The sequence below is a fragment of the Desulfovibrio biadhensis genome (assembly GCF_055388615.1).
Map to the genome: position 1 here is coordinate 1,296,739 of NZ_AP042477.1, position 13,643 is coordinate 1,310,381.

Here is a 13,643-nt window from a genome sequence, read left to right on the forward strand (position 1 = left end):
TGGGGGTTTCCCCTGACAATGCAGCACGGAAACTTTGGGCGCAACTACCAGATTATAGTTGCAGAACTGCCCTTTAGGCGGCAGGGTATTTAATAGCACTGCAACAGGCGCATCCAACATACTTTTTTTGATGGATAACACCTCGGAGTCTACCACCATGGCACATTGCCATATCATAGGCGTAGGCGCTTCAGCCGGCGGTCTTCAGGCGCTACAGAATTTTCTAGAGCAGTTTCCCGCTGCTCCCGATTTGGCCATCGCCATTGTCACGCATTTGAGCAAAGGCCAGAAAAGTTATCTCGCCAGCCTGCTTTCCGCACATTGCACAATGCAGGTGGTATCTATTGAGAACAATATGGCTGTATCCAGCAATATGGTTTACGTCATGCCTGCCGGCATGAACCTTGTGCTGCATTCCGGCCATTTCAAATTGCATTCACCGAAAGATGCCGCATCAAAACACCATCCTGTAGATATATTTTTCAAAAGTCTGGCGGACGAGTGTGGCCCCCTGGCCATGGGCGCCATTCTTTCCGGCACAGGAACGGATGGCGCTGCAGGTGTGGCCGCCATAAAGCAGCAGGGCGGATTTTGTCTCATTCAAAAAGATTCCGAATTTACTGGCATGCCGGACGCCGCCAGTAAGGTAGTGGAACCGGACGCCATATTGCCTACCGAGCTTATGGCCCAAACATTCATGAAACACCTGGATAAGGATAATCAGCGTAACGAGCGCAAGACCCAGCTTCGCCAGGCCTTGCAAGTCGATGAAAACAGTATGGAAGTCATTCTGGAAGCCGTACTCAAAGCATCCGCAAGGGATTTCCGGGAATACAAGGCCAGTACGTTAAGGCGCCGCATCCAGCGACGCATGACAAACCTGGAAATATGCGAACCAGAACAATATGCAGCATATATTCAGGAAAACAACCAGGAAGCAGAAGTCCTGGCCAATGACCTGCTTATAAGCGTCACCAGCTTTTTCCGGGACACGGATGCCTACGACCTGCTGGCCCAAAACGTTATTCCCCAATTGCACAAGGGCAAGACCAACGAGGAGCAAATCAGAATCTGGTCTGCTGGATGCGCCACGGGAGAAGAGGCCTATTCCATCTCGATGCTTTTTCATGAGCATCAGCGCCAAACAGGTGGACGTTGGCGCATACAGATTTTCGCCACAGACGCGGATTTCGAAGCCATAGAGTTCGCCCGCCGCGGCGTATACCCCGAAAACTCAGTAGCCAAAGTACCGAGCCACCTTCGCAATCGCTATTTCCAAAAGACATCAAACGGCTGGGCCGTCACCGCAGAACTCCGTGAAAGCGTCGTGTTTGCAATCCATAATCTGCTGCACGATCCGCCCTTTCACAAGTTGGACATGATCTGCTGCCGCAATCTTCTCATCTATTTTGAAACGGGTGTGCAGGAAAAGATTTTCCCTTATTTCGTTGAGGGGCTCCAAGAAGATGGTGTGCTTTTTCTCGGCCCCTCGGAGAATATATCGGGGTTCAAAGATTACTTTACGGTTTTGGACAAGAAATGGAAGCTGTTCAAACGCAACAAGAACGAACTGGACCGCAGCCAGACAATGCTGCGGTCGCCCAAGAAATTCGTTATGGACAAATCGCATGATGCCGCCACAACTTCTACGCCCAAATCCGCAGACAGCATTGAGCACCGCCTCGCATCGCTTTTCACTGGCGTACTCATAAATCCTGACGATCAGGTCATTTCTATCTTTGGCGATCCTGATCCCTACCTGGCATTTTCCAGCGGCACTTGTTTTTCCAATATCCATTCCTGCGCCAGACCGTATTTGCGCGCCCATCTGCGTATAGCCATAGCGGAAGCACGTTCTGGGGTGGATTTTAAACTGCGTAACATCGCCACCCCAAATGGAGCGCATGTGGATATACGTGTCAGCCAGGATGACGCGAATCCTCAATCGGTGCTCATAATTTTCGAATCCATATCCAACGCACAGAGTGCGTCCCAGATCCAAGAGCAGGATATGGAGCTTACAGACCTCAATGAAAGATTGCTCGAACAGCTACGATTAACGGGCGAGGAGTTGCAGGAGACCCTCAGCAGCAGGGACTACACGGGGCAGGAACTCCGTGCGGCAAACGAAGAGCTTGTCTCCATGAACGAGGAACTTCAGTCTTCCAACGAAGAACTCGAAGCATCTCAAGAAGAATTGCAGGCCATGAACGAAGAGCTCACGACGATCAATACCGAGCTGCAGTTCAAGATCTCCGAACTGGCCAATCTCAATTCCGACATGGAGAATCTTTTTTCCAGCACGGACATCGCCACCATCTTCCTGGACACCGAACGCCGCATTCGTCGTTTTACCCCTAAAGCTTCCAAAATCTATCACCTTAGGGAAGGAGACCAAGGCCGCCCCCTTGCTGATCTCGGCTCTTCCCTCATTGGCGATGCTACGCTGCTCGAAGACTGTAACGCCGTGCTTTCCGGGACAAAGCACATAGAGCGGGTGATGCAAACAAACGACGAACAAACCTTTCAGGTCGAAGTAACACCCTACAAGAGTGAGCGGAGTGAAATGGACGGTGTGGTGGTGACGTTTGTCGACATCACCCAACTCAAACATACTGAAGCGGAACTGCGTCAATCCCATGAGAAGCTTAAACAGCTTGTCAACGAAAGAACCGCTGCACTGCAACAAAGCGAAGAGCGCTTTTCAAACTTCTTTTACGCAACCGCATCTTTCTCTGTCATCAGCGATATCGAGACGGGTCGGTATATCGACGTCAATGACGCATTTTGTGAAATGTCGGGGTACTCAAGGGAAGAGATAATCGACAAAACCCCCATTGAAATCGGTCTCATAACAGCGGAACAGCGGAAATTATTTATCGGCGCCCTCTCTGCATCAGGCAAGGCCAGCAACATTGAGATCCTGGTGAATACGAAATCCGGCGACATCAAAAACACGATTTGGTCAACCCAGGCCATCGAGATGTCAGGCAAAAAGATGCTCATGTCGACAGGGCTCGACCTGACAGACAAGGTGAGAGCGGAAAGCCAAGCCCGGAATCTGGCAAAATTTCCTGAAGAAAACCCCCATCCTGTCATGCGTTTTGACAAGGATGGCCAACTCTTGTTCGCCAACTCCGCCAGCTCCAAACTGCAACACTTCTGGAAACAGGCCGACGGGCAGGAATTGCCCCCCGATATGCGTGAGTTGATTACGGAGACACTGGAGTCAGGGCAGTTGCAACAATTCGAAATTGACCTGCCGGACTGCACGTATCACATTTCCCTGGCCTCAATTCGTGAGGGCGCTTACGTCAACCTGTACGCCCTGGATGTGACCCTGCGCAAAAAAGCCGAGATGGAGATGCTCCGCACCACCCAGCGACTGCAAGCGCTGGCATCCCTGGCGCAGATGCAGGAAAATTCGGACAAGGAGATAGCCAGTTTCATCCTCGGAGAAATCTCCAGCCTGACCGATAGTGCTTTTGGTTTTATAGGCACAATGACCAAAGACGGAACTGTAGTTGACACTCTGGGCATGACTGAAAATATCATGAACGAGTGCGGCGTGAGTGACAAATCCCTTTCTTTTCATGTGAGCAAAGGGGGCGTTTGGGCAGAAGCCATCCGCCGCAAGGAACCCTTGATTTTCAACGATTTCCCGAATGCTCCGGAAAGACGTGGATTCCCCAAAGGTCACATACAGCTGAGCCGTGTCATGGTTGTGCCTATCATTGAAGGCGGGGAGGTCGTATTCCTTGGACTGTTTGCCAATAAGGCTGCCGCATACGACCAGATGGACATCCTTCAGGTGACCGTATTGCTGGACGCCACCTGGCACACATTGCGGCGGCGGAAACTGAACCAGTCCCTGCGCGATAGCCGCGCAGACCTGAAGCGCGCGCAGCAGGTTGCACGCATCGGCAACTGGCGACTTACGGTGCAGGACAACACGTTTGAATGGTCGGATGAAATCTATCACATCTTCAACATCCCCCATGGCACGACCATGACCTATGATTCCTTTCTGGAGTGCGTGCACCCAGAGGATCAGGAAATGGTCGACAACGCCTGGCAGGCCGCCTTGAACGGCGCTCCCTACGATATTGAACACCGGATTATTTCCTCAAAGGAAGAGCGCTGGATACGGGAGCTTGGCAGCCTGGAATTCAACGCGGACGGCCAACTGGTCAGCGGCTTTGGCACGACACAGGACATCACGGACCGCAAACGCACCGAGGAGGAACTGCGCCGCGCTCTGGAGGAATTGTCCCTGCGCAGCCGGGAACTGGACGCCGTGCTCTCCTCTGTCCAGGATTACATCTGCATTTTCAACCGTGACGGGCTTTTTGCCTTTGCCAACCAAAGGCTGTTGGATCTCTGGGGCCTTTCGGCCGACCAGGCCATCGGCAAAACCATGAAGGAGCTGGATTACCCTCCAGAGGTGGAAGCAAAGCTGCTCGAGGGCGTAGAGCATGTTTTTACTACTGGAAAAAGCATTGCCAATGAAACACGCTACGTCAGCCCGGTAACTGGCGAGCACGGCGTGTACGAGAATATCTTCTCGCCCATGCTGTCCAGTGCCGGGAATGTTGGCTATATCGCCTGCGCAAGCAGAGATATCACCGACCGTAAGCGCGCCGAACAGCAGCAGGAGGAGCGCATAAGGGAGCGCAGCCTTCTTGCCGATACCGCGCGAAAGCTTTCCTTGGCGGGCGACCTGGAAACAGTGAGCGTTATCGTCAGCACCGCTGCAAGAGAACTGACTGAAGCGGATGGCGCAACATTTGTCATGCGTAATGGCGATTTCTGCCATTACGTGGATGAGGACTCCAGGCAACCGCTCTGGAAGGGCCGGCAGTTTCCCATGGACACCTGCCTTTGCGGCTGGGTCATCAGCCACGGTCAAAGCGCCATCATTGAGGACATAACGACCGACCCGCGCATTCCGCAGGAATTCTACGCCGACACGTTTATAAAAAGCCTGGTCATGGTGCCAAAACCCTGTTGGTGCAATCGGTATTTACTGGGCCGTAAAGCAAGTCCCTGAAAGCAGTAAAATACAGGTCCTCCAGTCACTGGCAGACCTTGTGTCCGTAACAATGGACAAGCTGGAACTCTTTGACCAGCTGGTCAAAAGCAAGGAAGCCGCCGACACGGCCAACACCGCAAAATCAGCTTTCCTTGCAGCCATGAGCCACGAAATACGCACCCCCCTCAATGGCATCATGGGCATGATCCAACTGGCGGACATGAAAACCACGGAACCACGCTTAAAGGAATACTTGAGCCTGGCCAAAGAGTCGTCGGTGCATTTGCTGGACCTCATCAACGATGTTCTGGACCTTTCCAAAATCGAAGCAGGTCGGATAGAAGCGGATAAAAAGCTGTTCTCTCTGATCGAGCTTCTCGATTCCTGCATGGACCCGTTGAAGCTTGCCGCGAGCAAGAAAGGCGTAACCCTTGCCTACGACCTGGACGACTCTTTGCCCCGCTTCCTGCTTGGTGATCCTGGGCATTTACGCCAGGTGCTTATCAATATCGTAGGCAACGCCGTCAAATACACTGACCAAGGCAACGTAAACGTATTCATCAATCTTCTGGAAAAAGAAGAATCTTCAGAGGATGATACCGAGACCCTGGAAAACGGCGAACGGATTTCGGCGTACTGCACACTGGAGTTCAAGGTGAGCGATACCGGAATCGGCATCCCGCGACAGATGTTGCATAAAATCTTCGAGAGTTTCGAGCAGGTCCGCTCCTCTTCCCATGTAAAATATGGCGGCACGGGTCTGGGGCTGTCTATCTCGCGTCGCCTTGTGGAACTGATGGGTGGACAAATTTCAGTCGACAGCCAAGAGGGAAAAGGGAGCACGTTTTCTTTCACCGCTGTTTTCGGGATTAGTACGCAATCCGGAGATGCGACGCAGGAATTGCAGCCTGTTGCGGAGAGCGGGCGCCCCTTGCGCATCCTGGTTGCAGAAGACAACGCAGTGAACCAGATTTACATCAAAGAGCTGCTCTCCCGTGCGGGGCACAGCGTCATCATGAGCAGTAACGGTTCGGAAGCCCTGGAAAAACTGGCGGAAAACAATGTCGATCTGGTTCTTATGGACATTCTCATGCCGGAAATGACCGGTGATGAAGCCACACGCATTATTCGCAACTCCCCGCCTCCGGGCGTCGACCCTGATATCCCCATCATCGCGCTGACGGCGTATGCTCTCAAGGAAGAGCTGGACCACTACATGGAAAGCGGCTTCAATGCCTATCTTACCAAGCCTTTGCAGGTGGAGAAGCTGAACGAATTGCTCAGGGATTTTTAAAAAACCTGTTACTGCGCCTTGGCCCTCTCCCGCGCGAGAGGCAGCCTCGAACTCACCAGGCAGGCCCCCGCCAGGACGAGAAGGACCAACCCCAGCACAAATACTATCCCGCGGGTACCAAGCCAGGGTATCAAGAAGAATGATACGGCAAGCGCCCCACTGATACTGCCCATGGTTGAGACGGCATAGACCTGGCCAGATGTGCGCCCTATCACCTCGAGCCCTGTGGCGCTGAGCTTGATGGCAAAGGGCGATACCATGCCCATGAGCACGGAAGGCGCCAGGAAAAAAACCACACAGGCCAGCAAAACAGACGTACGAAACTCCAGCTCCAAATCCACAATGAACCGGCTAAGCGGCATGTAGACCAGCGGCAAAGGCAAGATGAACACGCCAGCCAAGGCCAGCACTCCGGCGAGGGTCATCAATGAAGGCCGTCTGTCCGCCAGCAGCCCTCCAAGCCAGTACCCAAGGCTCAGCGCCAGCAGAAACACACTGATAAGGCTGCCCCAGACGTATACGGAATTGCCAAAGTAGGGGGCCAGAACACGGCTGGCGACAATCTCCAGCGCCAGCAGCACCGCTCCGGAAAGAAAAGCCACACCATAGACCAGCAGGGACCACAACAATTTCATGTCAGTCTTGCTCCAGCAACAGGTTGACGGGCGCATGGTCATCAGTAAGCGCCTTTGTTTGTTTCGGCCATGGTGGCACTTCGGACCAATGCCGCTTGAAAAGCGCCTGCATGTTCATATACGGGGGGGAAAGCTGTTTTTGCAAAGCACCCAGTCGCCGCAGCACCGTTTCCCTGTCGGGTAACGTCCGCGGCGCAGCGACGATCACCCTGTTTCTGCTTTTTTTCCCGATAAAATTATGGAAGTTGCCAAATACTTCCTGATAGGTCGCAGACTCCCGCTCGGCCAGGTCACTGGACGTCCACGTATTGGAGCAGACCACACCGCCAGGGTTCAAGTGATCTTTTACCATTTGCAAAAATTCGCGTGTGGTCAGATGAAACGGAATATACCCCCCGTGGTAGGCATCCAAAAAAATAACATCGAACGTTTCCTTTGTGGAGCGCAGCCAACGTCTGGCGTCCTGCTCAACAATTTCCATACCGTCATCCGGTTCGAGCCCGAAATACTCCTTGGCCACGTGCACCACCTCGGGATCGAACTCCACGCTCACTATGCGCGCATCCGGGTAGCACTCCCGCAGATAACGGGTCATGGTGCCGCCGCCGAGCCCCACCACAAGAAAACTCTCAGGCGCATCCACATACCCCAGGGACAGCATCATCAGGGCGGTGTATTCAAATACATGCCGCAGAGGTGTGTTCACGTCCATGGCGCTGCTATTGTGACGCAACGACCCTGCATGCAATCGACGTATGCCCAGGGATTCGGTGACGAACACGGTCTGGTAGGGGGATTCTCCCTCGTAAATGAGCCCGCCGCCAAGTTGTGGAATCTGCATGGCCGCAGTAAGCATCGCCCCTGCCAATAAGGCAAAGATGACAATACCGGCGATGTTTCTTTTTCTGGCCATCCTCTGTCTCCCTTAGACGTTTGGCCTGCTAACCAACGATACCCCCCCTAAAGTCAACCTGAACAAACCTTTATCCGACAGCTTATCCTGGAATATAAAAATGTAAAGAGGGGGGCGCTTTTGCTACCCGTCGTTATAAAAAAAGGTCTTCTACAGTTACAATTGCTGTAGTACAGAATATATAGCGGACATTTTCAGGTTTTCGTCTACACAAAGAACCGCCCTATAAATATGAAAAAAAGCAAGTGGATGCCGCGTTTTTTCTGTGTTTGCAAGGCAGATATATCGCCTGATCGCGGTGATATATCGCTCGAAAACAGGATATGCTTACCGACACAAAGCGCCCCCCGAGGTGGTAAATGACTGACTATACCAAAAAAACAAAAGCAGAATGTATCGAGGAACTGAAAAAAGCGCACCGGCGTATAGCTGCACTTGAAAAACGCCTGCAAAGCGCCCAGGACTCCGACGCTACCCCACAATTCACCATTCCCACCAAAAGCGAGGGGCGCTTCCAGAAACTTATGGAAGACATGGATATGGTCGCCGTGCAGGGATATGACGCCCAGCGACGTGTCATTTATTGGAACACAGCCAGCGAGCGCCTGTACGGTTTCTCCAAAGAAGAAGCCTATGGAAAACATCTCGAAGATCTGATCATCCCGGACTTCATGCGCGAAGGTGTCGTTCAAGGCATTGCCGATTGGATTGAAAATGATGTTCGCATCCCTGCCGGCGAACTTGATTTACTGCACAAGGACGGTTCCTCCGTGCCCGTTTATTCATCCCACGTCATGCAATCCAACGCCAAGGGCGAAAAGGAAATGTACTGCATTGACGTGTATCTGGGGGACATCAAAAAGGCGCACTCCATGCTGCTGCAGGCTAAAAATGAAGCCGAAGCCGCCAACCGTGTAAAAAGCGAATTTCTGGCCAACATGAGCCATGAGATCCGCACCCCCCTCAATGGACTTCTGGGCATGATCCAATTGCTCAAGACAAACCTTATTAGCAAAGAACATATGGATTATGCGGAAATGGCCTTGCAAGCCGGCAAACGCCTTACCAGTTTGCTTTCCGATATTCTGGATATTGCCCGTATCGAGTCCGGCAGGATGCATGTGCAGAAGGCTCCCTTCGAACTGCCCGAGGTCATCAATCAGGTCATAGAACTGTTCATGCCTGAGTCCAGGCAAAAAAACATTCAGCTCAATTTCAGCTACGGTGAGGATATACCCCGTTACGTCAACGGCGATTCGCTCCGCCTGCAGCAAGTGCTTTCCAACCTCGTAGGAAATGCCATTAAATTCACCTCTCAAGGGCAGGTCTTAATGGAAGTCAAAAATATTTCTTCCCCCCTGTCCGAAAAACAATGGATCATGTTTTCCGTGACCGATACCGGGGATGGCATTCCAGAAGATCAGGCTGCTTCGCTTTTCGAGCCGTTCACCCAAGGTGTTGAAGGTTACCAGCGCAAGCACCAGGGCGCCGGCCTGGGGCTCTCCATCTGCAAACGGCTTGTGGAGCTCATGGGGGGATCAATTTCCCTGGAAAGCACATACGGGAGCGGGACCACTGTTGTTTTCACACTGCCCTTGCGGCCCGTGCCCGCCCCGGAAAAACTGTGTGCTCAAGCAATGGAAAACGGCATCCAGGGCAGACAGCTGAACATTCTACTGGCCGAAGACGATTCCATCAGCGGCTATTCCGCCAAACGCCTTCTGGAAATCGAGGGGTATGAAGTCACGCTTGTTCAAGATGGCCAGGCTGTTTTGTTAAAACTTCAGGAAAGCAGCTTCGATGTCGTGCTCATGGATATTCAGATGCCTGTCATGGATGGGGTGGAAGCCACAAAGTTGATCAGAAGAGGCGATGCCGGAGAAAAAAACAAGCCTGTTCCCATTGTTGCCATGACCTCCTACGCCATGGCCGACGACAAGGAGACTTTTTTGCAAGCCGGCATGGATGAATACATCGCCAAGCCCCTGACACGACATGATCTTTGCCAGGTACTCACAAAAGTAATCGCTAAAATAGACACAGTATAAGCAACTCTCAAAGCCGGTTTCCTTCTTCCTCCCAATGGTGCTTCCCGCCTTATTCCTATGCAACATATATGCATCAATTGAATGCGCGGCATTTCCATTTTTCATTTCCTTATACTTCCCTGAAATAGAGCGCCGGAATATTTTACCAATCTGCAACACTTTTGCACGAATTACCTTGATCCATGCCTGATGAAACGCTATCATTTGTATGAATCAGCTTAACATCTTCTCTTTGGGGGTAAAATGGCCACAGAACAAATCCAGTTCGGAAGTAAGGAAGTGCGCAATTTTCTTTGCGGCGTAACCGGCAGTGAGTGTGGCAAGCAACTTTACTCCTTCGCCAACATCATCATAAGAATGCTTGTGTCAGGCGGTGTTGCAGAAGACAAGGCAAAGAAACTCATCAAGGCCGCGCTTACCGAGCATGCCACGCAACGCAGCTTCTACAATAAACAGTGCATGGAGCTCGTTGCCTCCACTGTGGAAGATTTTCTCAATGCCAAGGATGGGGGGCGCGATGTTCTTGGCCGTCTTCTCAAGGCATTCTGTTTTCTAGCACCTGAAAGCCGCTACAGCGTTCCCCCCCAAGGTTCAGAAGCCTATGACACCTCGATATCAGAGTTCGTCCCCGGCATCATCCCAGGTCCTTTGGTAGACTACTTCCTTATTTCCATACGCGGTTCCGTGGAGGAGTTTGATGCATTCAGGGCGCTCCCGTTTCTTTTTGGCACCAACATGACTCACATAGAAGAACTGACGGCGGAAATGGATGATATTCTGCGAGATTACGTCATAGGTGATATGGACGAGCAAGGGGAAAGCGCCCCTATTTATTGGCAGGGGGTGTTGCTGGACAAACGTACCCAGATGGTGGCGCTTCGACTGGCGACAGAAGTGCATGAGCGGATCATGAACATGGGGGTGGAGCGTTACCTCATGGCCATTGAAAGCCTGCAGCGCAAACAGCGCAGCAACACAGGCGTAGTCATCATGCAGCGTTTGTTTACGGAAAAGGACATAGAGCAGTTGGTCGCCGCGCTTGCCGACGCTCGCGAACGTCTGGAAAACGCTCACCAACGTTGCGTGCTCCCGTCTGCCGACGCCCAAAAACAAAACAAAGCGCAGGACCACCCCTCCCCGAAAGAGTAGTCCTGCGCTGTTTCGCTATGCTTTGCTGATGCGGGCGCCCTGCGCCAGCAACTCCGGAGTGGTTTCGTACAGGCTGTCCAAAAACGCCACGGAAAAACTGCCCGGCCCTGCTGCCTTTTTCGCGGCGTATTCACCAGCCAGTCCATGAAATGCAAGGGCTGCTACAGCCGCTTGCAGCGTATCCGGCTCGGCAGCGAGAAAAGCGCCGGTTATCGCAGAAGAGGAGCACCCCGTCCCCGTAATGCAAGACATCAACTCGTGCCCGTTATCAATATGATAGATGGTGTCGCCATCAGTAACCATATCCTGCTTGCCTGTGACAGCCACAACCAGGTCCAGTTCCTTGGCCAGAGCACGGGCCGCGTCCACTGCCTCTGCTGCTTCATGGCTCGAGTCAACACCTCTGGTCTTTGAGTCGGCATTATGCAGGGCCATAATTTCCGAAGCATTCCCGCGCAAGACCCTGACACCCGTCTCGCGCAAAATCCGCCATGCCGCCTCGGTGCGCAGCTTGCTCGCCCCGGCTCCCACCGGATCCAGCACCACGGGCTTGCCTAATTTTGCGGCAGCTTTCCCTGCAGCCAGCATGGACTCCACCCAGGGTGTGCTCAGGGTGCCAATGTTCAGCACCACAGCGCCTGCAATGGCGGCCATCTCTTCCATTTCTTCCGGAGCATGCGCCATGACAGGCGCCGCACCGGAGGCAAGCAGTGTATTGGCGGTAAAATTCATGACCACGAAATTGGTGATGTTATGCACCAGGGGGCGCGCGTCGCGCATGCGGCGCAGGGCTTCCGAAGCCTGGGGGGCGAGCTGTTCAGAATTCATCGCTGCTATCCTGTTGATGTGTTGGTTGAAGAATAGTTCCGGCCGTAGCCCCGGATACTGGCTGCTGCGCAAGGTCACGTCAAGGTCCTTTCTTTTCGTCCTCCACCCCGCGCCCATTTCGCAAATGATGTGGACCTGACAAACCTGCTGACATAGAATGAGACGATGAAACCGTTTCAACCACGCTTCCTTCGGGCGATTCTTCTTCCCCTCCTTCTGCTTACCGCCCTTCCTGGGGCATTCAGCATGCCGGAACTCTGCCAAGCGGTGGAGTCGCGCCGCACCATGGTGGAGAGCGGCCTGGCGCCCTGGGGAAACACTTCAAGCGATACGTCAGATATTCGGCAGCGCATGCGCCACTACCGCACTCCGGGCGTTGCCGTGGCGGTCTTCGACCGCGGCGTGCTCGACTGGGCCGCCGGGTATGGAGTCACCACCTCAGGAGGTTCCCCGGTTAGGGCGGACACCGTGTTCCAGGCCGCATCCATCAGCAAGGTCGTGGCCGCGCTCTGTGCCCTGAATCTCGCGTCCATAGACATGCCGCCGCTGGACGCGCCCGTGAACGACTGGCTGTTCTCCTGGCGGTTCCCTCCCTATCCGGGCATGGCCCTGCGCCCCGTGACGTTGAGGATGCTGCTCTCCCACACAGGGGGCGTCAACGTGCCTGGCTTTCCCGGCTACCCCCGGGAGGAGCGCATTCCAACCGTAAGCGAAGTGTTGCGGGGCGTGCCCCCGGCGGTAACGCCCCCTGTTCGGGTGACGACGCCGCCGGGCGGGGGTTTCCGATATTCCGGCGGGGGCACCCTGGCCGTGCAGCGCTTGCTGGAGGACGTGACCGGCCGCAACTTCGCCGAACTCGTCCGGCAATACGTCCTCTCTCCAGCCCAAATGGTACGCAGCGGCTTCGCTCCTCCCCTGCAAAACGTGGCGCTGGCCCATGACGCTTACGGCGCCCTTGTTCCTGGAGGCTGGCGCTACTATCCGGAACTGGCGCCGGCTGGACTCTGGTCAACGGCGGAGGACCTGGCCCGGCTCGGCCTGGCCATCTGCGAGGCCGCCTCGGGCCTATGGCGGACACCCCTGGATTCGGACTGGAGCGCGGTCATGCTCGCGCCGGAGTATCGCGCCGGCAATCTGGCCGTGGGACTCGGCCTGTTCCTGAAACTCGGCGAAGAGCGCATCGCCTTCCACGAGGGCTCGAACCATGGCTACAAGAGTCTGCTGCTTCTCCTGCCAGAGCGGCGCTCCGGGCTCGTGGTGATGACCAATGCCGAAAACGGCAGGGGGCTGATACTCGAGATTCTCGAAGCCGTGGCCAGGGCCTACGGCTGGCCCGGATTCCCGCCAGCGGACTGGAGCGCCACCGGAAAAGGCGCCACACGGTATGCCGGAAGCTACGAAACCAGCGACGGCGGCGTGCTTGAACTCGTTACCGACAAGAAAGGAGGCGGACTGTCCCTTGCGTTGTTCCCCGGCATGACGCCACTGCGCCTTCTCCCCTTGCCCCAATTACCAGACGGAGCAGCGCGCTTCGCCCTGCCCGATCCTCTGGATCCCTTGCTGCTCGAGATACGGGGCGATGAACTGCTCGTGCAGCGCGATCTTTTTCCCGACATACGTGCTCGCCTCGCAACAGAGAACGTTCCATAACTCCGATTTAAGCATAGTATTTCCTTACAGCTGGCTTTTCCCATCCCTTTCTGGTATTGAAAATATCAATCATCAGAGTACCGTCCGCCTAATA

Annotated in this window: 8 protein-coding genes; 5 read left to right on the forward strand and 3 right to left on the reverse strand. The window is 54.1% G+C overall.

The features are described from left to right. Positions 1-157: 157 nt before the first annotated feature. Both ACZ5EH_RS05685 and ACZ5EH_RS05690 read left to right on the forward strand, forming a co-directional pair. The gene (locus ACZ5EH_RS05685) at positions 158-5,050 is read left to right on the forward strand and encodes a CheR family methyltransferase (protein WP_464277163.1); all 4,893 of its coding nucleotides are present in this window, start codon (positions 158-160) and stop codon (positions 5,048-5,050) included. Between the two features lie 40 nt (positions 5,051-5,090). After that, entirely contained in the window at positions 5,091-6,326 is a 1,236-nt protein-coding gene (locus ACZ5EH_RS05690) for an ATP-binding protein (RefSeq protein ID WP_464277164.1), read from the forward strand. Between the two features lie 8 nt (positions 6,327-6,334). Here ACZ5EH_RS05690 and ACZ5EH_RS05695 read toward each other — a convergent pair whose 3' ends face one another. Beyond that, positions 6,335-6,961 (reverse strand): fused MFS/spermidine synthase, encoded by a 627-nt coding sequence (locus tag ACZ5EH_RS05695; RefSeq protein WP_464277165.1) that lies wholly within the window; start codon positions 6,959-6,961, stop codon positions 6,335-6,337. A 1-nt stretch (position 6,962) separates the two neighbouring features. Next, entirely contained in the window at positions 6,963-7,874 is a 912-nt protein-coding gene (locus ACZ5EH_RS05700; RefSeq protein WP_464277166.1) for a spermidine synthase, read from the reverse strand. A 359-nt stretch (positions 7,875-8,233) separates the two neighbouring features. Between ACZ5EH_RS05700 and ACZ5EH_RS05705 the strand changes: the two genes are divergently transcribed. Further along, positions 8,234-9,922 (forward strand): ATP-binding protein, encoded by a 1,689-nt coding sequence (locus ACZ5EH_RS05705; protein WP_464277167.1) that lies wholly within the window; start codon positions 8,234-8,236, stop codon positions 9,920-9,922. Positions 9,923-10,165: 243 nt separating this feature from the next. Further along, positions 10,166-11,071, forward strand: coding sequence for a hypothetical protein (locus tag ACZ5EH_RS05710; RefSeq protein WP_464277168.1), 906 nt, complete (start codon positions 10,166-10,168; stop codon positions 11,069-11,071). 15 nt (positions 11,072-11,086) lie between these two features. Here ACZ5EH_RS05710 and thiM read toward each other — a convergent pair whose 3' ends face one another. Then, positions 11,087-11,899 (reverse strand): hydroxyethylthiazole kinase, encoded by an 813-nt coding sequence (gene thiM, locus ACZ5EH_RS05715; protein ID WP_464278265.1) that lies wholly within the window; start codon positions 11,897-11,899, stop codon positions 11,087-11,089. 246 nt (positions 11,900-12,145) lie between these two features. Between thiM and ACZ5EH_RS05720 the strand changes: the two genes are divergently transcribed. After that, on the forward strand, positions 12,146-13,549 hold the full coding sequence (locus ACZ5EH_RS05720) for a serine hydrolase domain-containing protein (RefSeq protein WP_464277169.1): 1,404 nt from the start codon (positions 12,146-12,148) through the stop codon (positions 13,547-13,549). Positions 13,550-13,643: the final 94 nt, after the last annotated feature.

Bases quoted from the DNA above. Each gene is read 5' to 3' on its own strand.
- ACZ5EH_RS05720 (WP_464277169.1), top strand. From the start codon at position 12,146: ATGCCGGAACTCTGCCAAGCGGTGGAGTCGCGCCGCACCATGGTGGAG.
- ACZ5EH_RS05700 (WP_464277166.1), bottom strand. From the start codon at position 7,874: ATGGCCAGAAAAAGAAACATCGCCGGTATTGTCATCTTTGCCTTATTG.
- ACZ5EH_RS05695 (WP_464277165.1), bottom strand. From the start codon at position 6,961: ATGAAATTGTTGTGGTCCCTGCTGGTCTATGGTGTGGCTTTTCTTTCC.
- thiM (WP_464278265.1), bottom strand. From the start codon at position 11,899: ATGAATTCTGAACAGCTCGCCCCCCAGGCTTCGGAAGCCCTGCGCCGC.
- ACZ5EH_RS05685 (WP_464277163.1), top strand. From the start codon at position 158: ATGGCACATTGCCATATCATAGGCGTAGGCGCTTCAGCCGGCGGTCTT.
- ACZ5EH_RS05705 (WP_464277167.1), top strand. From the start codon at position 8,234: ATGACTGACTATACCAAAAAAACAAAAGCAGAATGTATCGAGGAACTG.
- ACZ5EH_RS05710 (WP_464277168.1), top strand. From the start codon at position 10,166: ATGGCCACAGAACAAATCCAGTTCGGAAGTAAGGAAGTGCGCAATTTT.